Consider the following 22,884-nt stretch of genomic DNA (forward strand, 5'->3'; position numbering starts at 1 on the left):
TCACCACCATAAAACACATGGCTCTCAATCTCATACGACGAGCGCCTGGAAAGGATTCCTTGCGATTGAAACGAAAAGTGGCGGCCTGGGACGACGAATTCCTCGTAAGCGTCATCTCACGATAATTAACTCACCCGATTCCCCTGGGAGATCTCCGCCGGCTAGCTCTGGTGGTCATTTTTCGATATTCTCACGCAGCGCCACGCGTCCTTTTTGGGCGCGCAAAGGACGCTTTGCCCGCGCTGACGGGTCAAAGGTGAAGCCATGGACGGAAGGACGCTTCTCATACTCGGCCTTGGCATAGTCGCCCTGCTGATCCTGGGATTCTGTGCAATACCATCGTGATCGCGGAGCCGCTCCTGGCGTGCAATGTCTTCAATACACAATTACCGACCAGTCCCTCTCGGCTCGTCAAGTAATCCAAGAACAGCGGTCACGCCGTCAACCTCCGACTGGCATGAACGCCCGCATTGCGATGGTGTCGGCAAGCAGCATGGCAAAGATCGCGAAAAGATAGAAAATCGAGAAGGCGAACAGCGCCTTGGCAGTCTTCATCTCCGCGCCTGGAGCGATCAGGACCTTCCAGGCGTGCCAGATGAAACCCGCGCCCAATGCAGCCGAAACAAGTCCATAAAACACGCTCGCAAATCCGAACGCCCAGGGCAGCACGCCGATTGGCGCCAAGAGCAGCGAATAGGCCAGTATTTGTTTTCTGGTCGACGCCTGGCCGGCCACGTTCGGCATCATCGGGATGCCGGCAGTTGCGTAGTCGCCGACCTTGAACAGCGCGAGCGCCCAGAAATGCGGCGGCGTCCACAGAAAGATGATCAGGAACAGGATGACGCTTTCGATGCCGATCCCGCCAGTGGCGGCCGCCCAGCCAATGACAGGAGGAAGGGCACCCGCCGCGCCGCCGATGACGATATTCTGCGGCGTCGATCGCTTCAGCCACATCGTATAGATGACGACGTAGAAGAAGATGGTGAAGGCCAGCAGCAATGCGGCAAGCCAGCCCACCAGCACGCCGAGCGTGATGACCGAAAGCGCCGAAAGCACCAGGCCGAAGCCGAGAGCTTCACCCGGCGTGACGCGGCCCGACGGAACCGGCCGCTTTGATGTGCGCGACATCAGCGCGTCAATGTCCGCGTCGTACCACATGTTGAGGGCCCCGGCCGCTCCTGCTCCGATCGCGATCGCACCGATCGCAATCAAGGCAATGACCGGATTCATCACGCCAGGCGCCGCCATCAGGCCAACGAAAGCCGTAAATACGGCAAGCGCCATGACCCGCGGCTTCAAAAGCGCGAAGAAATCACCCGCCGTCGCTTCCGAGAGGCGGATGCCGGTCTCCTTGAGGCGGCTTTCCCTAGTCGACATTTCAGACCGATGGAAGCAGGCAACCTAATGCAAGTCGCTCAAAAGTGGCCCGGTTTTTAGACGCATTGCGGAGGAGCCAGGTCACTGGGAGAACGTTTTCAGATAGGCAATGACGTTGGCCACGTCCGCATCGTTCTTGAGGCCGGGAAACGCCATCTTGGTCCCTTTGACCATGGCCTTGGGGTCGTGAAGATAGGTCGTCAGTGTTGGCTCGTCCCATTTGACGCCGGATTTGCCGGCCGCAATCATGGCATCGGAATATTTGAAATCCGGATGCGTACCGGCGGTCCGGCCGATGACGCCGTGCAGCGATGGACCGATCTTGTTCTTATCCTCGTCCGCGATGTGGCAGACCTTGCATTTGGTGAAGACCTTCTCGCCAGCCGCAGCGTCCTGAGCCTGCGATGGATTGGCGACGAAGGTTGCAACAGACATGACGGCGAAAAACGCGACCAAGCGCATGACTTTTTCCTCCCTTATCGTCAAATGTGCCTGAGATGATCCGCGCATGCCGGTGCCGACAGAAATGCGCCTTTCACGGCAGGACGGATTGTCCGCTTCTCCCATATGGATTGCGACACCTATCTACCACAGAATCTGGCCGGCCGGTAGAAGAGGCCTCGGGCTGATCCAGCGCATCGTCAATGATGTCGCGACGCCGGGCGGCCGCGTTTTCGCCGGAGCAGGCATATGGCCTTGCCTCGGCTTCGGCGATCTCGTTAGGATTTCTTGTCTCCGTTTGGATTGGGTACCGGTGCCTCTCGCACGTCTCGCGGTGGCGGATCGACATGTTCAAGTTCTGACGGTGCTTCTTTGTCGCGACGATAGACAGGTACCTTCTTCGGTTCGTGCCTCGGTGGCGGTTCCTTGATCGTGTTGGACATGATCCAGTTAATCGGATCGCCGGTCTCTTGTTCCGTTAGGGAGCCAAAAAACTGGAAGCCAGAGGAACCGGGGGCGTTGAAGAGCGTTCTGTCGCATGCTGAAGAAAATCGCCCTCGCCGCCGTGCTGGTCCAGGTTGCCATCTTTTCGGCTCTCACAACCCAAACGGTCCTTTTCGCGTCCACGGCCAACCAAGCTGCCGACGCGCGGCCGGGCGACCCTGTTTCGGTCACCGGGGGAGAATGCGCCAAGGCGACGTGGCCAAATATTCCCGATCCCAATATTCCCGATCCCAATATTCCCGATCATTGCCTTGAGCGGATTGAGGCGAGGAAACTCATCACGACGACCTCAATGATCGCCGGGCAACAATAGCCGGCCGTTGCAGGGTGGATCGATCTTGCAAAGCCCGCGGGACGCGAGCCGCCAGTTCTTCGCCCGAGGCCACGCCTTGCGTACGGCCGACCACCGCGCGATGCTGTCGCCGAGGCTGGAGCGAGTCATGCGAAAAATTCCGGTGCCGATGCTGCTGCTCTCAGCGGCCTTTTCCGTAAACCCGGCTTGGGCGCTGGACAGCAGCGGTACGCCCGTCGTCGTGACGCCCCTGGCGTCACCCACGACGACCGCGTCCGGCCAGCCGATCACGCTGCCGCGGAAAAACGTGCAGGTGTTGGTGTCGACCTATGACATCGCGCCGGGCGCGAACTTGCCAGTCCACCGACACCCCTTCCCGCGCTACGCCTATGTCCAGGCCGGCACGCTGAAGGTGACCAATGTCGAGACCGGCAACAGCAACACATACAAGACGGGCGATTTCATCATCGAAATGATCGGCCAGTGGCATCAGGCCACCAATATCGGTGATATCGAGGTCAAGCTGCTGGTGATCGATCAGGTCGAGGAAGGCGCCAAGAATACGGAATTGCGCCGGTAGCGGCCAGGTCCGCGCCCAGCGGCCGGGAGGCGGGGAGCCATGCGCCGCGCATTGCCGCACCGTCGTGCGCCCCTCCCCGGCGCTTAACCCCAGGCGCCGACCATCTGCCGGGTCGTGGCGTTGAGCCGGTTGAAGGCGTTGATGAGCGCGATCTGGATGACCAGCGCGGCAAGCGCCTTTTCATCATAGTGCCGGGCGGCCTCGTCCCAGACATCGTCCGGCACCGCGTCCGGCCGGTCGGCGAGCCGTGTGCCGGCCTCGGTCAGCGCCAGGGCAGCGCGTTCGGCGTCGGTGAAGTAAGGCGTCTCCCGCCATGCCGCGAGGGCAAAGATGCGCTCATCCTTTTCGCCGGCCTTCTTCAATTCACGCGCGTGCATGTCGACGCAGACGGCGCAATTATTGATCTGGCTGGCGCGCAGATGGATGAGCTTGCGCGTCACGTAGGGCAATTCGGCCACCTCCGTCGACTTGTCCAGCGCCAGCAGCGCCTGCACGGAGCCGGGAATGAGCATCACCGGGTTCTTGATCCTTGCTTGCATGGTCTTTCTCCTTTGAAGTGTTTTCGTCAGGGCGTCTTCTGCCGCCCCGGATGCCATGCGTCCGGGTTTGCGAGTTTGAAACGATTGTCGGCCGCGCCGCGCTGCTCACGCCAATCAATAACCATTCGGCTATGGATTAACCAATAACTCAATGGTTATGAGACTGTCAAGCGGGGAAATGCCGCCTGGCCCAAATGGCGGCGCGCTGTTCGCGCTTTCGCACCAACCGGCCCGATGCTAGGGCTGACAGCGACATCATGGATAGGATCGCCCCTTGACCAGAGAAAATCGCCTGCCGCTGATCGAAATCTGTGTTGAAGGCATTGACGGCCTGCTGGCAGCGCAGGCTGCCGGCGCCGACCGGGTCGAACTGTGCGCCAGCCTCATTGAAGGCGGCATCACGCCGAGCCTTGGCACGGTGCGCGCCGCCCTCGACCAGGCAAGCGTGCCGTTTCACGTCATGGTGCGGCCGCGCGGCGGCGATTTTCTCTACAGCGACACCGAATACGCCTCGATGCTGGCCGATGTCTCGGCACTGCGCGAACTCGGCGTGCCCGGCGTGGTGTTAGGCTGCCTGAACGCCGACGGCACCATTGACGAGGCGCGCATGAGCGAACTGACGCAGGCCGCCGGCTCCTTGAACGTCACCTGCCACCGCGCCTTCGATATGACGCCCGATCCGGCAGAAGCGCTGGAAGCGCTGATCCGCAGCAAGGTCGGCCGCGTGCTGACCAGCGGCCAGCGCGACACGGCAGTCGAAGGCGCTTCACTCCTGGCGGATCTGGTGCAGCAGGCAGGCGATCGCATCGTCATCCTCGGCTGCGGCGGGCTCGATCTCGGTAACATCGCCGACGTGCGCGGCAAAACCGGCCTGTCCGAAATGCATTTCGCCGCCCTCAAGGATGTGCCGAGCGCCATGGCCTATCGCAATCCCCATGTCGGCATGGGCGGCTCCGATCTTGACCGCGAATACCGCAACACGCTGACCGATATACCGCTGGCGGCGGCGACCATCGCGGCAGCCAAGGCATGAGCGCGACCCCCGCCCCGATCAGCCGCGTCTCGGCCGAAGACGAAGCGGCGATCCTGGCGCTCAACAACGAGCACGCCGCCGAATTGTCGTGGCTGGAGCCAGAACGGCTATCCTTCCTGCTCGGCGAAGCATTTTACGCGCGCCGCATTGGGGACCTCGAAGCCTTCATCATGACCTTCGACCAGGCCGCTCGTTACGACAGCCCGAATTTCTTGTGGTTTCGCGAGCGCTACGAGCGCTTCGTCTATGTCGACCGTGTGGTCGTGGCGGCGAAGGCGCGCGGCCGCGGCCATGCCCGCCGGCTCTATCAGGACCTGTTCGGCCATGTTGAGCGCGCCGGCCACGCGCTGGTCACCTGCGAGGTCAACACCGACCCGCCCAATCCCGCCTCGGATGCCTTCCACGCCGCGCTCGGCTTCGTCGAGGCCGGCGACGCCGTCATCCACGGCGGCAAGAAAGCGGTGCGCTATTACGTCAGATCGTTGCACGCATAGAGGGCGAGCGCGCCACAAGACGGCCTGAACGGCCCTATTGCCTCACCAGTTGCGGTTGAGCCATTCGCGCGCCGGGCGCTCGATGACGTAGTAGCTGCAGAGCGCGCAGGCGAAGACGCCGGCCAGCATCGGAATCGGCGCATTGCCTTGTTCATGGACGAATCTGTAGAACGGCTGCTGCCACAGATAGAGCGAGTACGACCACAGCCCCAGCGTTGCCATCGGCCAGGACGACAGCAATCCGGAAAAATATCGGGGGCTGAAATCGAGCACATTGACAGCCAGGGCCAGCAGCGGCACCGCGAAGAGATAATGGATCGGCGTCGGCACCGGATCGAGGAACAGCAGAACGGCGCAGATCGATGCCGCCAGCGCCACATGCTTGCCCCTCAAGACCGCCGGCAGCCTGCCATCGGCCTTGAGCAGGCAGATCGAAGCCGACAGCAGGATCGATGCGATGTGCACATCGGTGCGCCAGTACGTGGTTTCGTAATCCATCCCGAAGACCCAGTACGAAACCGCGCCGTTGGCCATGGCAAGCAAGGCCAGCGCCAGGAGCAGTACGACGACGCGAGAGCGACGCGAGACGATGACGCTGATCAGCGCCAGCATGATATAGGCGTGCTCTTCGATGCAAAGCGACCAGATATGGTCGAGCGCGCCAGCCCGCGTAACCAGAGTGCCGGCATAATTGTACGTGAATGTCAGCGCCGTCAGCGCCGCCTTCCATTTGAAGGCAACGAAGGTGCTGGAGAGCGCAATCATCGCGACGATCACGAAAACCAGAAGCGCCGGATAGATGCGGGAGAACCGGCGTTTGAAGAATTTCTTCAGTGGATAGCGTTCGATGAACAGGATCTCGCCCATCAACCGGCCGCTGAGCACGAAGAAGAATTCGACGCCCAGCACCCCGAGATTGATTCCGGGGACGGGGAAAAAATGGCCGATCAGGACCAGGGCGATCGACAGGCCGCGCCAGCCGTCGAGATCGGCCAGTCTTGTTCTGGCCGGTCTGTCGGCGGCGGACCGGTACGGAACGACATACGTCGCGGAGGTGTCGGTCATACCGATCCTTTCGCATTGGCATGCGAAAGGGCACGGCAGTAGACCCCGAACCCGGCTCGCATTCCCGCCCAGTCCATATTGCAGCGCAAGATAAATTTGTGCAAGTGCGAGATTGCCGCCGGATCAGTTCCGGGCGAAGTATCGGCCGGAATTGCTTCAAGGATTGGCGCGCGCCGGTCTTCCACCCGGCAGATGCGGGTCGCCACACAAAAAAGGGACCGCATTGGCCCCTTTCGTTACGCCTGAGTGCTGGCGTCAGGCGTTGGCGGCAGCCACCGCGCGCTTGGCCATCACCGCGATCAGATGGGCGCGATAGTCGGCCGAGGCGTGAATGTCGGTCATCAGATTCTTCGCCGGCACCTTCACGCCATCGAGCGCCGAGGCCGCGAAATTCTTGGCGAGCGCGGCCTCGATCTCCTTCGAGCGGAAGACGCCGTCGTCGCCGGCGCCGGTGACGGCAACGCTGACGCCATCCTTGCCCTTGGCAACGAACACGCCAACGATGGCGTAGCGCGATGCCGGATTGCGGAATTTTTCATAGGCCGCCTTGGCCGGCGCGGTGAAGGTGACGGCGGTGATGATTTCGCCATCCTTCAACGACGTCTCGAACAGACCCTTGAAGAACTTGTCCGCCGCGATCTGGCGCTTGTTGGTGACGATGGTGGCACCCAACGCCAGCAGCGCCGCCGGATAATCGGCCGCCGGATCGTTGTTGGCGATCGAGCCGCCGATCGTTCCCTTGTGGCGCACCGCCGGATCGCCGATCAGCGAAGCCAGATGGGCAAGCGCCGGACAGGCTTTCTTCAGCTTCTCGTCACTGGCAACGGCGTGATGCGTGGTGGCAGCGCCGATGGTCACTGTCTTGCCCGACACCTTGACACCCTGCAGCTCCTTGATCCGCGACAGGTCGACTAGGTCTGAAGGCGCGGCGAGCCGCGTCTTCATCGCCGGGATCAGCGTCATACCGCCCGAAAGCAGCCTGGCGTCGCCCGTCTTGATCAGCTTGGCGGCATCGGTGACCGAGGCGGCACGGTGATAGTTGACTGAGTACATTTGTCTTTCTCCCTTGGGTGAAAGAGCGAATAGGGAGTAGCGAATAGCGAATAGGATCTGTTCCGTCGCACCGCCGTCTCTGCCCTATTCGCTACTCCCTATTCGCTATTCGCTTTTCAATGTTTCGTCGCGCGGATCGCTGCCCACACGGTGGACGGCGTTGCCGGCATGGCGAGTTCGTTGCTGCCGATGGCGTCGGTGATGGCATTGATCACCGCCGGCGGCGAGCCGATGGCGCCGGCCTCGCCGCAGCCTTTGATGCCGAGCGGATTGCCCGGGCACGGCGTGTTCGAGGTCGAGACCTTGAATGACGGCAGGTCGCCGGCGCGCGGCATGGTGTAGTCCATGTAACTCGCGGTCAGCAGCTGGCCGCTGTTGTCATAGTGGGCGCCTTCCAGCAGCGCCTGGCCGATGCCTTGCGCCAGTCCGCCATGCACCTGGCCCTCGACGATCATCGGATTGATGATATTGCCGAAATCGTCGGCGGCGACGAACTGGACGATCTCGGTCATGCCGGTCTCCGGGTCGACCTCGACCTCGCAGATGTAGCAGCCGGCCGGGAAGGTGAAATTCGACGGATCGTAAAAAGCCGTCTCCTTCAGCCCGGGCTCCATGCCGCCCGGCAGATTGTGGGCTGTGTAGGCGGCGAGCGCCATCTGGAACCACGGCACGTTCTTGTCGGTGCCGGCGACTTTCAGCGCGCCGTTCTCGATGACGATATCGCCCTCGTCGGCCTCGAGCAGATGCGCCGCGATCTTCTTGGCTTTGGCCTCGACCTTGTCGAGCGCCTTGACGATCGCCGACATGCCGACCGCGCCCGAGCGCGAGCCATAGGTGCCCATGCCCATCTGCACCTTGTCGGTGTCGCCATGCACGATCGAGACGGAATCGAGCGGCACGCCGAAGCGCTCGTTGACCAGTTGCGCGAAGGTCGTTTCGTGGCCCTGGCCGTGGCTGTGCGAGCCGGTCAGCACCTCGATCGTGCCGACGGCATTGACGCGCACCTCGGCACTTTCCCAAAGGCCGACACCGGCGCCCAGCGAACCGACCGCCGCCGACGGCGCAATGCCGCAGGCCTCGATGTAGCAACTCATGCCGATGCCGCGCAGCAGGCCTTTCTTGGCGGCGGCGGCCTTGCGCTTGGCAAAGCCGGCATAGTCCGACGCCTTCATCGCCGCGTCGAGCGAAGCCGCGTAGTCGCCGGCGTCATAGCACATGATGACCGGCGTCTGGTGCGGGAACGAGGTGACGAAGTTCTTGCGCCGCAACTCGGCCGGCGAGACGCCGAACTGACGGGCCGCAGTCTCCATCATGCGTTCCATGACGAAGGTCGCTTCCGGCCGCCCTGCCCCGCGATAGGCATCGACGGGCGCGGTGTTGGTGTAGATCGCCTTCACATTGGCGTGGATGGCCGGGATGTTGTACTGGCCCGACAGCAGCGTCGCGTAGAGATAGGTCGGCGTCGCCGACGAAAACAGCGACATGTAGGCGCCAAGATTGGCTTGGGTTTCGACCTTGAGGCCGAGGATCCTGTGGTCCCTGTCGAAAGCCATTTCGGCATGGGTGTGATGGTCGCGGCCATGCGCGTCGGTCAGAAAACTCTCGGTCCGGTCGGCCACCCATTTGACCGGCACGCCGGTCTTCTTCGAGGCCCACAGGCAGACGATCTCTTCGGGATAGATATAGATTTTCGAACCGAAACCGCCGCCGACATCGGGTGCAATCACGCGCAGCTTGTTTTCCGGCGCGACGTTGTAGAAGGCGCTCATCACCAGCCGCGCCACATGCGGGTTCTGCGAGGTCGTCCAGCAGGTGTAGTGGTCCTCGGCCTTGTCGTAATGGCCAAGGGCCGCGCGCGGCTCCATGGCGTTGGGCACCAGCCGGTTGTTGATGATGTCCATCTTCACCACATGGGCTGCCTTCTCGAAGGCGGCGGCCGTGTCGTCGGCATTGCCGATGTCCCAGTCGAAGATCAGATTGTTGTCGGCCTCGGGATGGATCTGCGGCGCGCCCTTGTCCATCGCCCTGGAGGCATCGACGACGGCCTTCAGCTCCTTGTAGGTGATCTCGACCGCTTCGGCGGCGTCACGCGCCTGCCCCTTGGTCTCGGCGACGACGATAACGACGGCATCGCCGACATAACGGACCCTATCGAAAGCCAGTGGCGACCACGCCCCCATCTTCATCGGCGAGCCATCCTTGGAATGGATCATCCAGCCGCAGATGAGGTTGCCGATGCCGTCGGCCTTGAGTTCCTTGCCGGTCAGCACGCCGATAACGCCGGGCATGCCTTGAGCCTTCTTGACGTCGATCTTCTTGATCTGCGCATGCGCGTGAGGGCTGCGCACGAAGGCGGCGTGCTTCATGCCGGGAACCACCATATCGTCGACATAACGGCCGGCGCCGGTGATGAATCGTTTGTCTTCCTTGCGCGCGACCCGAGCGCCTACACCTTCAATGCCCATCAGAAATTCCTCCCGGTGAATAGTGAATGGTGAATTGGTGAATGGTCGAAATGGAGGAGGAGCCCGCGGCCACTCTACTCACTATTCACCATCCACTATTCACCCCTTAGGCAGCCTGTTTCGCCTTGCCTTTCGACGCCTTGGACATCGTCTTCGATGCGGCGAGGATCGCCTTGACGATGTTGTGGTAGCCTGTGCAGCGGCAGATGTTGCCTTCGAGCTCGGCGCGCACCGTCGCCTCGTCGAGGCCTTCGGGGTGGCGGCTGATCATGTCGGTCGCCGTCATGATCATGCCCGGCGTGCAGAAACCGCACTGCAGCCCGTGATGTTCCTTGAAGGCGGCTTGCACCGGATGCAGGTCGGCGCCATTGGCCAGGCCTTCGATCGTCACCACGGTCGAGCCGGAGGCCTGCACGGCGAGCATCGTACAGGATTTGACCGCCTTGCCGTCGACATGGACGACGCAGGCGCCGCATTGCGAGGTATCGCAACCGACATGCGTGCCGGTAAGGCCGAGATTTTCCCGCAGGAAGTGAACCAGAAGCGTTCGGTCCTCGGCAGCACCGCTGACCCGCTTTCCGTTCACCATCAACGAAATGTCCGACATGGTCCCTCCCTGGGTATCAACCTTGGTCATCACGTTGCCGACGCGGTGTTGGCACGTCGGCCACGCGTTATTCGTACACCGCACAACGCACAAAAAACAGCAGGTCGCAAACGCCGCACATTGTACTTTCGGTCATGGCCGCGCCCAGACGTGCAGTCCCGGCTGCCCCATTGCCAAAATACCGATTGAAGGCAACAATGTTGGTCGACGCCCGCGCGCCAGAAGCATGTAAAACAGCCGCGCACAAAAACGCGTCGGAGGAAACGCGGAGAACATCGCTGGCCAATTCACGGACGCGCTATGCATGCGGCCTGTCGGCGCTTACCACGGACGAGCCCGACATGGAGGCGTTCGCCAGGGCGATCGCTCTGGAAGCAGCCGCTATCGACGCGGGCTTTGCCCTGCTGTTCTTTTCCCAGAGCCTGGTCGAGGCCGGCGCTCTCTCCCAGGCGCTCATGACCCACGCGCCGGCGCTCCACCACGCCGGCTGCTCGACCGCCGGCGAGATCACGCCGCAAGGCCTCGAGGACGGTCATGTGCTCGCCATGCTGCTTCCATCCGCCGTGTTCACCGCCGTCAGCGTGATGGTCGACAATCTGTCGTCGTCTGGCATGGACAGGATCACCAGCGAGGTCGAGACCTTGCGGCGGTCGCTGCGCGCGCGCCTGGGTTGCGACCGCACCCAAGGCACGTTCGCGCTCTGCTTCATCGACGGGCTTTCCTATGCCGAGGAAGCGGTGAGTTCGGCCATCCATTGGGGCCTCGACGACATACCGCTGCTCGGCGGCTCGGCCGGCGATGATTTGAAGTTCGAGACGACGCGCCTGATCTCCAACGGCAAGGTCACCTCCGACAGCGCCATCATCGTGCTGATATCAACCGAAATTCCGTTCCATGTCTTCAAGACCGACAATTTCGTTCCCACCGACGAAAAGCTGGTGGTGACGGCGTCCGATCCAGATCACCGTATCGTGCGCGAGTTCAACGCCACCAATGCGGCGGAGGAATATGCCGCTTCCATCGGCATCGTCGTGCGCTCGCTGACGCCGCTGAGCTTTGCTTCGCATCCGGTGGTGGTGAAGGTCGGCGGCGAATATTACTGCCGGTCGATCCAGAAGATGCATCCTGACGGCTCGTTGTCGTTCTTCTGCGCCATAGACGATGGCGTCGTGCTGTCGATCGCCCAACCCAAGGATATGGTCGAAGCGACGCGCGCCGCACTGCGCGGTGTCGAGGAGAGGCTTGGCGGCATCGACATGATCCTCGGCTTCGACTGCGTGCTGCGCCGGCTGGATGCGCGCAACCGGCAGGTGTTTCGCGACATCTCGGAACTCTACCGGGCCAACAATGTCATCGGCTTCAGCACCTATGGCGAACAGTACCGGTCGATGCACCTGAACCAGACTTTTACCGGCATCGCCTTTGGCGAGCGCCAGGCAGCGGAATAAGGCGGCGAAATAGGATGCCGCTCAGGGACATAAACGATCTTGAAAAGCTGAAGAAGATCAACGCGGCCCTGGTCAGCCGCGTTGAGCGGTCGATGGACCAGCAAGGCAACGCCTTCTCGCTGTTCCAGACCGCGATTTCGCTGGAAAACCGAGTGCGCACGCGCACCGAGGAACTGCACTCAACCTTGCGCCGGTTGGAACAATCCAACATCGACCTCAGCGCCGCCAAGGAAAACGCCGAACTGGCGAACCTGTCCAAGACCCGCTTCCTCGCCGCCGCCAGCCACGACGTCCTGCAGCCGCTGAACGCGGCCCACCTCTCGGTTTCGGCGCTCGCCGAAGTACAGACCAGCGACGAGGGCAAAAAGCTGGTGCGGCAGGTCGAGCGCTCGCTGGAGACGATGGAAGACCTGCTGCGCACCCTGCTCGACATCTCCAAGCTCGACGCCGGCGTGGTTCAGCCCAACATAAGCGACGTCAGTCTGGAGGCGCTGTTTTCGTCACTGCGCTCGGATTTCCAGCCGGTGGCGGAGCTGAAGGGCCTGTCGCTGAAATTCCGGCCGGTCAACGCCGTGGTCCGTTCCGACCGCACGCTGCTGCGCCGCATCCTGCAGAACATCCTTTCCAACGCGCTGGGCTACACCCGCTCGGGCGGCGTGCTGGTCGGCACCAGGCATCGCGGCGACACCATCCGCATCGACGTCGCCGACACCGGCTGCGGCATTCCCGACGACCAGCGCGAGGCGGTGTTCGAGGAATTCCATCGCGGCACCTCGTCGGCCAATGCCGAACTGGACGGCGGCGGTCTCGGGCTCGGCCTTGCCATCGTGCGCCGCATGGCCAGCGCGCTCGGCCATCCCGTGACATTCTCATCGAAGGTCGGCCGCGGCACGATCTTCCACATCGATGTTCCCGTCGGCATCGGCGCCCCGGCCGACGCCATCGCCAGCCTTGCCGACATGGAACGGCCGCGCGGCTATGGCCTGTTCGGCACCAAGGTGCTGCTGGTCGAGAACGATGTCGAGGTGCTGCAGGCCATGACCTTCCTGCTCGAACGCTGGCAATGCCTGGTGCGGACCGCGACCTCGACCGACGATGCCCTCGACATGCTCGGCGACACCGACTGGGTGCCCGACATCGTCATTGCCGACCAGCATCTCGACGGCGGCGATCTCGGCACCGCCACCATCGCCGAAGTCCGCCACTATCTCAGCCGCGCCGTGCCGGCGCTGATCGTCACCGCCGACAGTTCCGAAGCCGTCGCCAAGGCCGCCCGCGCGGGCGGCATCGAACTGATGCGCAAGCCGCTGAAGCCGGCACAATTAAGGGCGCTGCTGGCGCATTTGCTGGCTTAAGGGCCATACCCTCGCCACAAGGAGGAGAGTAAGCTTCAAAACCCCGCCTGATCCCGAAACAGCTCCGCATTGTCCAGCTTCGAAACCTCGATCACCGCTTGCGTGCGGCTGTAGACGTTGAGCTTGCGCAGGATCTCCGACACATGCGCCTTCACGGTAGTCTCTCCCACCTGCAACTCGTAGGCGATCTGCTTGTTGAGCAGGCCCTGGCGCAGCATCTGCAGCACGCGCAGCTGTTGCGGCGTCAGTGTCGACAGGCGCTGCACCATGTCGGCGCGGTCGACGCTTTCGGCGTCGGGCGTGCGGCTCTCATAGGTTTCCGGCACATAGACCGCGCCCTCCATCACCGATCGGATGGCGGCGGCCAGGTCGCTCTTGCGCGCCGATTTCGGAATGAAACCCGCGGCACCATAGGACAGCGCCTCGGAAATGATCTTCGGCTCCTCATGGCCCGAGACGATCACCACCGGCAGGCGTGGATAGCGGGTCCTCAGCTGCAGCAGCCCGTCGAAGCCGTGCACGTCCGGCATGCTGAGGTCGAGCAGCGCAAGGTCGAACGGCTTGGCGCCGGCCAGAAGGTCGAGCGCCTCGGTGATCGAACGCGCCTCCACCGTGTCGACTTCCGGATAGGCCATCTGCACCGCGCTGTGCAGCGCCTCGCGAAACAGCGGGTGGTCGTCGATGATCAAGAACCGGGCGCGATCGTGGGTTGCGGTCATAGGGGTTCGTTTCAGTTCGTGGGTGATTAGAATAACCCCGCCAGCATGGCCAGATTATTGCCAAATAGTATATCGCCATCTCCAGCGGAAAGTGCCGCCGGCACTTTCTCGACCAAATCGCCTTGCCCGGGCGCCCAAATCGGTCGAATGTTCCGGCAACCAGGCAGAGACCCACATGACAGAATTCGTCCTTCCATCGCCCGCGATCGCATCGGTGGCCGTTGCGGGCTCGCCCGGGCGTTTCGCGGTGCGCCGCATCTTCTGCGTCGGCCGCAACTACGCCGCGCATGCCCGCGAACTCGGCAATGACGAGCGCGATCCGCCCTTCTTCTTCACCAAACCGGCCGACGCGGTGGTCGATTCCGGCGCCACAATCCCCTACCCGCCGCTGACGGCCAATCTGCACCACGAGATCGAACTGGTCGCCGCGATCGGCAGACCGGGTTTTCGCATTGGTCGCGAACAGGCGCTGGATCATGTCTGGGGCTACGGTGTCGGCATCGACCTCACCCTCCGCGAGCTGCCGGACGCGGCAACGATGGCCGCCGGTCCGTGGGAGTGGGCGATGGCCGTCGACCGCTCCGCCCCTTGCGGCCCGCTGGTCCCCGCACAAAAATCCGGTCACCCGCAAAAGGGCCGCATCTGGCTCGCCGTCAACGGCCAGGTCAGGCAGGACGCCGACCTCGCCGAGCTGATCTGGCCGATATCGGATATCGTGTCGATCTGCAGCGAGGCGGTGGAACTGGAGCCCGGCGACCTGATCTTCACCGGCACGCCGGCCGGCGTCGGCGCGGTTCGTGCGGGTGACACGATGACGGGCGGCGTCGACGGCATCGGCACGATCGAAATAACCATCGGCCAACCGAAGTGAGCGCATGAGCGAACTCATCCTGCACAATTACTATCGCTCCTCCACCTCCTACCGGGTGCGGATCGCGCTGGAGATGAAGGGGCTGAGCTACGACTACGTCCCGCATCATCTGCGCCATGGCGAGCATCTGGAACCAGCCTATCTCGCGGTCAATCCGCAAGGTCTGGTGCCGGCGCTGATCCTCGGCGACGGCACGCTGCTGACGCAATCGCTAGCGATCATCGAATTCCTCGACGAGACCAAGCCCGAACCACCGCTGCTGCCAAGGGATGCGGCCGGCCGGGCACGCGTGAGGATGCTGACGCAGATGATCGCCTGCGACATCCATCCGGTGAACAATCTGCGCGTGCTGACCTCGCTGCGCACGCTGTTCGGCGCCGGCGACGAGGACATCACCAACTGGTTCCGCCACTGGGTGAACGAGGGCTTTCAGCCGTTTGAGAAGATCCTGGCTTCCTCGCCCGAGACGGGTACATTCTGCCATGGCGACGCGCCGGGCCTGGCCGATATCTGCCTGGCCGCGCAGGTCACCAGCAACGCCCGTTTCGGCGTCGATCTGACGAATTACCCGACGATCGCGCGCATCAATGCCGCCTGCATGGCGCTGCCGGCTTTTCAGAAAGCCGCACCGCAGAACCAGATCGATGCCGAGTAGACTTCATCCGCCCACGCGCGGCCCCCCGGAGCGGCATGGCTGGTGGAATCGATTTCCGCTTGACCGGACAGGGAATCGGCTATCGTTTTCCTGCAACGCAGCAGGGTGGAGTGACCGATGAAAGCCGTCGTCTTCGAGAAATTCGGCGAAGCGCCGACCATCCAGACCGTTCCCGATCCGAAACCGGCCGCCGATGGCGTCGTCATCAAGGTCGAGGCGACCGGCCTGTGCCGCAGTGACTGGCATGGCTGGATGGGTCATGATGACGGCATTACGCTGCCGCACGTGCCGGGCCACGAACTGGCCGGCATCGTGGTCGCCGCCGGCAAGCAGGTCACCCGCTGGAAAGCCGGCGAGCGCGTCACCGTGCCGTTCGCCGTCGGCTGCGGCCGCTGTTTCGAGTGCAATTCGGGCAACCATCAGGTCTGCGAACACCAGACGCAGCCTGGCTTCACCGGCTGGGGCTCGTTCGCCGAATATGTCGCCATCGAGCACGCCGACACCAATCTCGTGCGCTTGCCCGACGAGATGGAATTCGCCACCGCCGCCAGCCTCGGCTGCCGGTTCGTCACCTCGTTTCGCGCCATTGTCGATCAGGGCCGGGTGACACCGGGCGAATGGGTGGCGGTGCATGGCTGCGGCGGCGTCGGCCTGTCGGCGATCATGATCGCCAGCGCCATGGGCGCCAATGTCATCGCCATCGATCTCACCGACGAGAAGCTGGATTTCGCCAAAAAGATCGGCGCCGTCGCCACCATCAATGCGTCGAAGACGCCGAATGTGGTCAAGGCGGTCAAGCAGATCACCAATGGCGGCGCGCACATGTCGATGGATGCGCTCGGCCACCCCACCACCTCCTTCAACTCGATCTCCAATCTGCGCCGGCGCGGCCGCCATGTGCAGGTTGGCCTGATGCTGGGCGAGCATGCCCGGCCGCAGGTATCGATGGATAAGGTGATCGCCTTCGAACTCGAGATCCTCGGCAGCCACGGCATGCAGGCCTACCGCTACCAGGCGATGATGGACATGATCCGCAACGGCAAGCTCAAGCCCGAGCTGCTGGTCGGCAAGAAGATGAGCCTCGACGAGGCGCCCGCGGCCTTGATGGCGATGGGCGGCTTCGAGGGCATCGGCATCGGGGTTGTGACGAAGTTTTAGTACGGTCGCCGGAGTCCGCTCTACCTCGCGAATTTCTTCGCGCCGAACACGCATAGCACCACGCCGAACGTGACTACAATCATCAGCGGGCTGACCTGCTCGTGCAGCAGCGTCGCCGCCAGGGCGAGGCCGAAGAAGGGCTGCAGCAGCTGCAGTTGCCCCACGGCGGCGATGCCGCCTTGCGCCAGGCCGCGATACCAGAAGACGAAGCCGATCAGCATGCTGAACAGCGAGACATAGGCAAGACCGATCCAGGCGTTGGAGCCGACGCCGGCAAAGGACGGCGGCTGCGTCGCAAAAGTCAGCACCAGCATGATCGGCAGCGACAGCACGAGCGCCCAGCAGATCACTTGCCAGCCGCCGAGCCTGCGGGACAGCGCGGCACCCTCGGCGTAGCCCAGACCGCAGGCGACGATGGCGGCGAGCATCAGACCGTCGCCGACCAGCGAGGCGGTCACCCCCTGCGTCAGGGCAAAACCCGCGACCAGAGCGCTGCCCACGCATGAAAACAGCCAGAATGCCGGGCGCGGACGGTCGCCACCGCGCAGCACGCCGAAGATCGCGGTCGCCAGCGGCAGCAAGCCGACGAAGATGATGGAATGGGCCGTGGTGACGTGCTTCAGCGCCAGGGCGGTCAGCATGGGAAAACCAACGACGACGCCGAGCGCGACGATCACCAGCGACGGCAGGTCGCCGCGCTCCGGACGTTTCTGCCGGAACAGGAGCAGCAGCGCGAGGCCAAGCAGTCCGGCAATCGCCGCTCGGGCCGACGTCAGGAATGTCGGATCGAAATCCTTCACCGCCACGCGCGTCGCCGGCAGCGAACCGCTGAAGATCAACACGCCGATGAATCCGTTCATCCAGCCGCCCGCGGTCTTGTCCATCCTATGCTCCGTTTGTCGGCTCTGTATCGTGCGGAGCCCGTGGCATTGCCAGAGACAATGCGGTACAGTTATGCAAAACTGTCACGGTCGGACGAGCAGTACGGATGGACAAACAGACCACAGGAAGCGAGAGCAGCGGAACGCTCGTCGAAGGCGTGATGGCGACGATCCGCCAGCGGATCGCGGCGCGCAGCCTGACGCCGGGAGCACGACTGCCCTCGATCCGCGCCTTCGCCAAATCGATGCAGGTGTCCAAATCCACCGTGGTCGAAGCCTATGAGCGGCTCGCCGCCGAAGGCGCGATCCGCTCCCGGCCGGGCTCGGGCTTCTATGCCGCCGGATCGCTGGCGCCGCTGTCGCTGGCCGAGATTGGGCCTCGCCTCGACCGCGCCGTCGATCCGCTCTGGATTTCGCGCCAGTCGCTGGAAGCAGGCGATCACATGCTGAAGCCCGGCTGCGGCTGGTTGCCGGCCTCGTGGATGCCCCAGGCGGGACTGCGCCGGGCACTGCGCACGGTAGCGCGTGCCGACGATGTCGCGCTGGCCGACTACGGCACGCCGCTCGGCCTGCCGCCGCTGCGGCAATTGCTGGCGCGGCGCATGGCCGGGCACGGCATCGAAGCCTCCCCCGAGCAGATCATGCTGACGGAGTCGGGCACGCAGGCCATCGACCTGCTGTGCCGCTTCCTGATCGAACCCGGCGACACGGTGCTGGTCGACGACCCCTGCTATTTCAACTTCCACGCTCTGCTGCGCGCCCACAGGGCCAAGGTCGTCAGCATCCCCTACACGCCGTCGGGGCCGGATATCGACCTGTTCGCGCAGGCGTTGGCCGAGCATCGGCCGCGCCTCTACATCACCAACTCCGCCATCCACAATCCGACCGGCGCGGTCCTGTCGCCGGTCACCGCGCACCGCCTGCTCAAGCTCGCCGACCAATCGGATCTGACCATCGTCGAGGATGATATCTTCGCCGATTTCGAACATGCCCCTGCCCCCAGGCTGGCGGCGTTCGATGGGCTGAGCCGCGTCGTCCATATCGGCAGCTTCTCCAAGACACTATCGGCCTCGGTTCGCTGCGGCTTCATCGCGGCACCCCGCGACTGGATCGAGCCCCTGACCGACCTCAAGATCGCCACCACCTTCGGCGGCGGCCGGCTGGCGGCCGAACTTGTGCTGACGCTGCTGAAGGACGGCAGCTATCGCAAGCACATGGATTTGCTGCGGGCACGGCTTTCGCGCGCGATGGACGAGACGAGCGCCCGCCTGAAGGCGATCGGCATCACGCCCTGGATCGACCAGCCTGCTGGCCTGTTCCTGTGGTGCCGCCTGCCGGATGGCGTTGATGCGGCCGAAGTGGCCCGCCGCGCTTTGGCCGACAACATCGTGCTGGCGCCGGGCAACGCGTTCAGCCTGTCCGGAACGGCCAGCCGCTTCCTGCGCTTCAACGTTGCCCAATGCGCGGACGAGCGGATTTTCAAGGCGCTCGAGGCGGCGATGGAGCGTTGATTGCCAGTCACCGCGCCGCGCAGACCTCCCGCACGCAGTCGCGCAGCCAGCGTTGCACCGGATCGGCATCGAGGCGCGGATGCCACAGCATGGAGATGGTGACCTCCTCAATGGCAACCGGCAGGGGAAAACTATGCATGCCGGCGCGTGCGCCCTCGGTATGCCGCTCGGGCACACTGGCGATCAGGTCTGATGTGCGGGCCATGGCAAGGGCTGCCGAGAAGCCCGAAACCATGCACACGACTGTCCGCCGCAGCCCGAGCAGGTTCAGGGCCTCGTCGATCGGCCCTTTCTCGCGGCCACGCCGTGAAACGCTGATGTGCCGGCCTGCCGCATAGCGCTCTGGCGTCACCGCGCCCTCACACAAGGGATGGCCCGCTCGCACGGCGCCGATGAAGCGGTCGCGAAGCAATGCCTGGATGCGCACCTCCGGTCCGGTCTCGCCAGCGACGCCTATGTCCAGATCGATCGCCGCGTCGCGCAGCGACGTCACGTCCTTGTCGGACTTCGGTGCAAAGCGCAGCCGCACGCCGGGCGCATCGGCCTGGATACGGGCGACGAGACGAGGCGCGAATTCCTCGACGAAACTCTCATTGGTGCGCAGCGTGAAGATCCTGTCCAGGCTCCAGAGATCAAGCAGGGTGGCAGGACGCAGCAAAGCTTCCGCGTCCTGAACGACACGACCAACCTGCCGTCGCAGTTCTTCCCCACGCGGCGTCGCCACAAGGCCGCGACCGGCGCGAACCAGCAGCGGATCGCCCGTTGCCTCGCGCAGCCGCGCCAGCGTGCGGCTCATCGCCGAGGGGCTGAGTCGCAGACGACTGGCTGCACGCGCCACGCTGCCTTCCGCCAGCAGGACGTCGAGAGCAAAGAGCAGATTGAGATCGGGTGATGTCATCGGCGGATCATGGCATGATATGGCGCCAAACGCACGAATAAGATGCAAACGCTGCGCCTTCCGCCACATCAACCAAGGGGCTAGATCTCCGCTAGCTCCGGTACTGGAGTTGATGGAAAGGAGTTCGCCGTGGCAATCGCTGAGCAAAATCGGGACGGGCGCGCATCGGCGCTGCCACAGATGCAATCCGCCCGCTGGGCGCTGGCAAGCCTGTCGCTCGCAACGCTGCTGTCGTCGCTGGGAACCAGCATTGCCAGCGTCGGCCTACCGTCGCTGATGCAAACGTTCGGCGCGTCATTCCAGTCCGTGCAATGGGTCGTTCTGGCCTATCTGCTCGCCATTACCACCCTGATCGTCAGCGCCGGACGGCTGGCCGACATGTTCGGGCGCCGGCCGTTGCTGCTTGGCGGCATTGCGCTGTTCACATCGGCATCGGTGCTCTGCGGCCTGGCGCCGACGCTCTGGCTGCTGATCGCCGCGCGGGCCGTACAGGGACTTGGCGCGGCGCTGATGATGGCGCTGACGCTGGCCTTTGTCGCCGAAACGGTGAGCAAGGAACGGACCGGCAGCGCCATGGGCCTGCTCGGCGCCATGTCCGCGATCGGCACGACGCTTGGCCCTTCGCTCGGCGGCCTTTTGATCGCCGGCTTCGGGTGGCGAGCGATCTTCCTCGTCAATGTCCCGATGGGCGTGCTCACATTCGCTCTCGCCTGGCGTGCCTTGCCGGCGCGTAGCAAGACAGCGCGGGACGACGGAGGCACGTTCGATATCATCGGCACGGCCCTGCTGGCCCTGACATTGGCCGCCTATGCACTGGCCATGACGCTTGGCAGGGGCAATTTCGGCACGCTCAACATCAGCCTGCTGGTCACGGCCGGCATCGTCTTTTTTCTTTTCGCCGCCGTCCAGGCGAAAGTGAAAAATCCCTTGATCCAGCTTGCCAGCTTCCGCGACCTCCAGCTGAGCGCCAGTCTCGCCATGAGCCTCGTCGTCGCCACGGTGATGATGGCGACCCTGGTGGTGGCCCCGTTCTACCTGTCCAGCGGGCTCGGCCTGGATGCGGCGATGGTCGGTCTCGTGCTGTCGACCGGCCCGCTGGTCTCGGCGCTGTCGGCATTGGTAGCCGGACGCCTCACTGATCGCTTCGGCGCCCACAGGATGATGGTCGCCGGTCTGCTCAGCCTCGCCACGGGAACGCTCCTGCTGTCGCTGGCCATGACGAAACTCGGCATTGCCGGCTATGTCGTCCCGATCACCGTCACCTGTATTGGTTACGCGCTGTTCCAGACATCCAACAATGCAGCCGTCATGACTGGTATCAGTGCCGGCCAGCGCGGCGTCGTTTCCGGCCTGCTCAACCTTTCGCGCAATCTCGGTCTTATCACCGGCGCATCGTTGATGGGCGCCATATTCGCCATCGCATCGGCCGAAGGGCACGTAGGCATTGGTCTTCTGAGTTCCGAGGCCGCCGCCCAGGGAATGCAGGTCACATTTCAGACGGCAACGGTGCTGGCGCTGGTCGCGCTGTTCCTCGCACTGCTCTCGGCCCGCGCCGTAGGCCGAGCGAAACCCAATGTTTCGTAGGGCGCGACCTGTTCGATCGAGGCATGAGGCCCCGGTGGACGCCGCTTAGAGCCCTGTTTCGAAATTCGCTCTGGCGAGTCATATGGTGGTGGTTTCGAGAACCGTAGCGCTGCGGACATTTGGTCCGTGGGCTCAGTTCTACCGCGTCGACGCAGCAGAACTGGGAAGCGCAGAAAACGCCATCAGATGGCCGCCGGAGTAGAATTTCCAAATAGTCTCTCAGGCCCCTGCCCGCTTGCGGCGCTCATAGAGCATGACCAGGGTTTCAGCCATCAGAGCGGGCTTTTCCTCGCCTTCGATCTCGACCGTGTTGGCAGCCTTCATCAGATACTGGCCGGGACCCCTGTCCTCCATCGACAGCAGCGTGGTGCGCAGCCTGATGCGCGCGCCGACCTTGACCGGTGCCAGGAAGCGCACCTTGTCGAAGCCATAATTGAAGGCGGCCTGCGTATTCTCGGGCACGATGCCCATGCCGAGCGCCAGCGCGCCGATGATCGACAGCGTCAGATAGCCATGTGCGATCGTCGTGCGGAACGGGCTTTGCCGCCGTGCCCGCTCAGGATCGACATGAATCCATTGATGGTCGCCCGTGCATTCGGCGAACTGGTTGATGCGGTTCTGATCGACCGTCGTCCATTCCGACACACCGAGCTCTTGCCCGGCCATCGTCCTCAACTGGTCGAAGGTCGGCGGCGTTTTAGGCCGTATTTCAGTCATTCCTGCTTTCCCGATCGCTTCCAAAGCCTCCGACCACGAACAGGCGGCCTCTGTCAATTCGCCCTGCGTGAATCCGTTCCGCCGAATCCGGCAGCAATCGTGCCATCCTCCCGGCGCAACGGCAGGTCAAATCGGGATTTCTCGGTTTTCAGGGCATCCGGCAGTAACGAGCCGGCCCCGGCCACATCTGCTACTTCTTCTCGTAGCCGGCGCGGATCTCCTCCATCGCCTCCTTGATCCGCGTGCGCAGGATGTCGACCGATTCGGTGCCGGATTTCCTGACCAGTTCAGCCACTTCGCCGGCACTCTTCAACGCGGACTCAAAGGACTTTCTGGCAAACTCCGTCTGTTTGGCCATCAATTCCTGCGGATTGCCTGGCGTCCTGTAGCTTTGCGCCATCTCAGTGACTTCACGCAGCGTGTCCTGCAACATCTCGCGTTGCCTGGACAACAGCGAGGACGCGCCGGCGGCACCGGCTCGTGCCGCTTTCTCCAGCGCTTCGAGGTTCTTGCGATGATGGTCGAGGATCGCCTCGACATCGACATTGGGCACCTTGAGGTCGCGGCCGAACTTGCCGAACATGTCCATGAAGGAACCGGATTCCGGTTGTTTTGCCATGCTCGTTTGCTCCCCTTT

23 protein-coding genes are annotated in these 22,884 nt (G+C 63.4%); 11 read left to right on the forward strand and 12 right to left on the reverse strand.

From position 1 onward, the window contains the following. Positions 1–441: 441 nt before the first annotated feature. Both NKH02_RS05145 and NKH02_RS05150 read right to left on the reverse strand, forming a co-directional pair. Positions 442–1,377 (reverse strand): heme o synthase, encoded by a 936-nt coding sequence (locus tag NKH02_RS05145; protein WP_352876859.1) that lies wholly within the window; start codon positions 1,375–1,377, stop codon positions 442–444. A gap of 81 nt (positions 1,378–1,458) precedes the next feature. Next, entirely contained in the window at positions 1,459–1,839 is a 381-nt protein-coding gene (locus NKH02_RS05150; protein ID WP_352867668.1) for a c-type cytochrome, read from the reverse strand. Positions 1,840–2,356: 517 nt separating this feature from the next. Between NKH02_RS05150 and NKH02_RS05155 the strand changes: the two genes are divergently transcribed. Continuing rightward, a complete protein-coding gene (locus tag NKH02_RS05155) occupies positions 2,357–2,635 on the forward strand; it encodes a hypothetical protein (protein WP_352876862.1) in 279 nt (92 codons plus the stop codon). 127 nt (positions 2,636–2,762) lie between these two features. After that, positions 2,763–3,194: a cupin domain-containing protein gene (locus tag NKH02_RS05160; protein ID WP_352876865.1), complete on the forward strand. Its 432-nt coding sequence runs from the start codon at positions 2,763–2,765 to the stop codon at positions 3,192–3,194. A gap of 83 nt (positions 3,195–3,277) precedes the next feature. Here the strand turns inward: NKH02_RS05160 and NKH02_RS05165 are convergent, their stop codons facing one another. Further along, positions 3,278–3,733: a carboxymuconolactone decarboxylase family protein gene (locus NKH02_RS05165; RefSeq protein ID WP_352876867.1), complete on the reverse strand. Its 456-nt coding sequence runs from the start codon at positions 3,731–3,733 to the stop codon at positions 3,278–3,280. Between the two features lie 274 nt (positions 3,734–4,007). Between NKH02_RS05165 and NKH02_RS05170 the strand changes: the two genes are divergently transcribed. Next, on the forward strand, positions 4,008–4,766 hold the full coding sequence (locus tag NKH02_RS05170) for a copper homeostasis protein CutC (RefSeq protein ID WP_352867658.1): 759 nt from the start codon (positions 4,008–4,010) through the stop codon (positions 4,764–4,766). Next, on the forward strand, positions 4,763–5,260 hold the full coding sequence (locus NKH02_RS05175; protein ID WP_352867655.1) for a GNAT family N-acetyltransferase: 498 nt from the start codon (positions 4,763–4,765) through the stop codon (positions 5,258–5,260). Before NKH02_RS05170 ends, NKH02_RS05175 begins: the two co-directional genes overlap by 4 nt. Positions 5,261–5,302: 42 nt before the next feature. Here NKH02_RS05175 and NKH02_RS05180 read toward each other — a convergent pair whose 3' ends face one another. From NKH02_RS05180 to NKH02_RS05195, 4 genes are all read right to left on the reverse strand, one after another. Further along, on the reverse strand, positions 5,303–6,325 hold the full coding sequence (locus NKH02_RS05180) for an acyltransferase family protein (protein ID WP_352876869.1): 1,023 nt from the start codon (positions 6,323–6,325) through the stop codon (positions 5,303–5,305). 255 nt (positions 6,326–6,580) lie between these two features. Beyond that, positions 6,581–7,378, reverse strand: a complete 798-nt coding sequence (locus NKH02_RS05185) for an FAD binding domain-containing protein (protein ID WP_352876872.1) — start codon at positions 7,376–7,378, stop codon at positions 6,581–6,583. Positions 7,379–7,494: 116 nt separating this feature from the next. Further along, complete coding sequence (locus tag NKH02_RS05190) at positions 7,495–9,843, reverse strand: xanthine dehydrogenase family protein molybdopterin-binding subunit (RefSeq protein ID WP_352876875.1); 2,349 nt, start codon at positions 9,841–9,843, stop codon at positions 7,495–7,497. Between the two features lie 106 nt (positions 9,844–9,949). After that, a complete protein-coding gene (locus tag NKH02_RS05195; RefSeq protein ID WP_352867644.1) occupies positions 9,950–10,450 on the reverse strand; it encodes a (2Fe-2S)-binding protein in 501 nt (166 codons plus the stop codon). A 341-nt stretch (positions 10,451–10,791) separates the two neighbouring features. Between NKH02_RS05195 and NKH02_RS05200 the strand changes: the two genes are divergently transcribed. Continuing rightward, complete coding sequence (locus NKH02_RS05200; protein ID WP_352876878.1) at positions 10,792–11,898, forward strand: FIST N-terminal domain-containing protein; 1,107 nt, start codon at positions 10,792–10,794, stop codon at positions 11,896–11,898. 14 nt (positions 11,899–11,912) lie between these two features. Then, positions 11,913–13,253 (forward strand): hybrid sensor histidine kinase/response regulator, encoded by a 1,341-nt coding sequence (locus NKH02_RS05205; RefSeq protein WP_352876880.1) that lies wholly within the window; start codon positions 11,913–11,915, stop codon positions 13,251–13,253. Positions 13,254–13,288: 35 nt separating this feature from the next. Here the strand turns inward: NKH02_RS05205 and NKH02_RS05210 are convergent, their stop codons facing one another. After that, entirely contained in the window at positions 13,289–13,972 is a 684-nt protein-coding gene (locus NKH02_RS05210) for a response regulator (RefSeq protein WP_352876883.1), read from the reverse strand. A 175-nt stretch (positions 13,973–14,147) separates the two neighbouring features. Between NKH02_RS05210 and NKH02_RS05215 the strand changes: the two genes are divergently transcribed. From NKH02_RS05215 to NKH02_RS05225, 3 genes are all read left to right on the forward strand, one after another. Next, entirely contained in the window at positions 14,148–14,843 is a 696-nt protein-coding gene (locus NKH02_RS05215) for a fumarylacetoacetate hydrolase family protein (RefSeq protein ID WP_352876885.1), read from the forward strand. A 4-nt stretch (positions 14,844–14,847) separates the two neighbouring features. Further along, complete coding sequence (gene maiA / locus NKH02_RS05220; RefSeq protein WP_352876888.1) at positions 14,848–15,498, forward strand: maleylacetoacetate isomerase; 651 nt, start codon at positions 14,848–14,850, stop codon at positions 15,496–15,498. 117 nt (positions 15,499–15,615) lie between these two features. Beyond that, positions 15,616–16,656: a zinc-dependent alcohol dehydrogenase family protein gene (locus tag NKH02_RS05225; protein WP_352876891.1), complete on the forward strand. Its 1,041-nt coding sequence runs from the start codon at positions 15,616–15,618 to the stop codon at positions 16,654–16,656. Positions 16,657–16,676: 20 nt separating this feature from the next. Here NKH02_RS05225 and NKH02_RS05230 read toward each other — a convergent pair whose 3' ends face one another. Further along, entirely contained in the window at positions 16,677–17,540 is an 864-nt protein-coding gene (locus tag NKH02_RS05230) for a DMT family transporter (protein ID WP_352876894.1), read from the reverse strand. 104 nt (positions 17,541–17,644) lie between these two features. Here NKH02_RS05230 and NKH02_RS05235 point away from each other — a divergent pair, with 104 nt between their 5' ends. Further along, complete coding sequence (locus NKH02_RS05235; protein WP_352867624.1) at positions 17,645–19,048, forward strand: aminotransferase-like domain-containing protein; 1,404 nt, start codon at positions 17,645–17,647, stop codon at positions 19,046–19,048. 7 nt (positions 19,049–19,055) lie between these two features. Here NKH02_RS05235 and NKH02_RS05240 read toward each other — a convergent pair whose 3' ends face one another. Beyond that, entirely contained in the window at positions 19,056–19,946 is an 891-nt protein-coding gene (locus NKH02_RS05240; RefSeq protein ID WP_352876897.1) for a LysR family transcriptional regulator, read from the reverse strand. 129 nt (positions 19,947–20,075) lie between these two features. Between NKH02_RS05240 and NKH02_RS05245 the strand changes: the two genes are divergently transcribed. Then, positions 20,076–21,530, forward strand: coding sequence for an MFS transporter (locus NKH02_RS05245; protein WP_352876899.1), 1,455 nt, complete (start codon positions 20,076–20,078; stop codon positions 21,528–21,530). A gap of 219 nt (positions 21,531–21,749) precedes the next feature. Here the strand turns inward: NKH02_RS05245 and NKH02_RS05250 are convergent, their stop codons facing one another. Then, positions 21,750–22,247 (reverse strand): MaoC family dehydratase, encoded by a 498-nt coding sequence (locus NKH02_RS05250; protein ID WP_352867617.1) that lies wholly within the window; start codon positions 22,245–22,247, stop codon positions 21,750–21,752. A 190-nt stretch (positions 22,248–22,437) separates the two neighbouring features. Further along, positions 22,438–22,866, reverse strand: coding sequence for a phasin family protein (locus NKH02_RS05255; RefSeq protein WP_352876902.1), 429 nt, complete (start codon positions 22,864–22,866; stop codon positions 22,438–22,440). Positions 22,867–22,884: the final 18 nt, after the last annotated feature.

This window comes from Mesorhizobium sp. M1396 (assembly GCF_040317725.1).
GTDB lineage: Bacteria > Pseudomonadota > Alphaproteobacteria > Rhizobiales > Rhizobiaceae > Mesorhizobium.

Coding starts and splice junctions, on each gene's coding strand:
- NKH02_RS05150 (WP_352867668.1), bottom strand. CDS start 1,839: ATGCGCTTGGTCGCGTTTTTCGCCGTCATGTCTGTTGCAACCTTCGTC.
- NKH02_RS05205 (WP_352876880.1), top strand. CDS start 11,913: ATGCCGCTCAGGGACATAAACGATCTTGAAAAGCTGAAGAAGATCAAC.
- NKH02_RS05235 (WP_352867624.1), top strand. CDS start 17,645: ATGGACAAACAGACCACAGGAAGCGAGAGCAGCGGAACGCTCGTCGAA.
- NKH02_RS05250 (WP_352867617.1), bottom strand. CDS start 22,247: ATGACTGAAATACGGCCTAAAACGCCGCCGACCTTCGACCAGTTGAGG.
- NKH02_RS05255 (WP_352876902.1), bottom strand. CDS start 22,866: ATGGCAAAACAACCGGAATCCGGTTCCTTCATGGACATGTTCGGCAAG.
- NKH02_RS05155 (WP_352876862.1), top strand. CDS start 2,357: ATGCTGAAGAAAATCGCCCTCGCCGCCGTGCTGGTCCAGGTTGCCATC.
- NKH02_RS05175 (WP_352867655.1), top strand. CDS start 4,763: ATGAGCGCGACCCCCGCCCCGATCAGCCGCGTCTCGGCCGAAGACGAA.
- NKH02_RS05230 (WP_352876894.1), bottom strand. CDS start 17,540: ATGGACAAGACCGCGGGCGGCTGGATGAACGGATTCATCGGCGTGTTG.
- NKH02_RS05240 (WP_352876897.1), bottom strand. CDS start 19,946: ATGACATCACCCGATCTCAATCTGCTCTTTGCTCTCGACGTCCTGCTG.
- NKH02_RS05210 (WP_352876883.1), bottom strand. CDS start 13,972: ATGACCGCAACCCACGATCGCGCCCGGTTCTTGATCATCGACGACCAC.
- NKH02_RS05185 (WP_352876872.1), bottom strand. CDS start 7,378: ATGTACTCAGTCAACTATCACCGTGCCGCCTCGGTCACCGATGCCGCC.
- NKH02_RS05215 (WP_352876885.1), top strand. CDS start 14,148: ATGACAGAATTCGTCCTTCCATCGCCCGCGATCGCATCGGTGGCCGTT.
- NKH02_RS05180 (WP_352876869.1), bottom strand. CDS start 6,325: ATGACCGACACCTCCGCGACGTATGTCGTTCCGTACCGGTCCGCCGCC.
- NKH02_RS05165 (WP_352876867.1), bottom strand. CDS start 3,733: ATGCAAGCAAGGATCAAGAACCCGGTGATGCTCATTCCCGGCTCCGTG.
- NKH02_RS05160 (WP_352876865.1), top strand. CDS start 2,763: ATGCGAAAAATTCCGGTGCCGATGCTGCTGCTCTCAGCGGCCTTTTCC.
- NKH02_RS05195 (WP_352867644.1), bottom strand. CDS start 10,450: ATGTCGGACATTTCGTTGATGGTGAACGGAAAGCGGGTCAGCGGTGCT.
- NKH02_RS05225 (WP_352876891.1), top strand. CDS start 15,616: ATGAAAGCCGTCGTCTTCGAGAAATTCGGCGAAGCGCCGACCATCCAG.
- NKH02_RS05190 (WP_352876875.1), bottom strand. CDS start 9,843: ATGGGCATTGAAGGTGTAGGCGCTCGGGTCGCGCGCAAGGAAGACAAA.
- NKH02_RS05200 (WP_352876878.1), top strand. CDS start 10,792: ATGGAGGCGTTCGCCAGGGCGATCGCTCTGGAAGCAGCCGCTATCGAC.
- NKH02_RS05145 (WP_352876859.1), bottom strand. CDS start 1,377: ATGTCGACTAGGGAAAGCCGCCTCAAGGAGACCGGCATCCGCCTCTCG.
- maiA (WP_352876888.1), top strand. CDS start 14,848: ATGAGCGAACTCATCCTGCACAATTACTATCGCTCCTCCACCTCCTAC.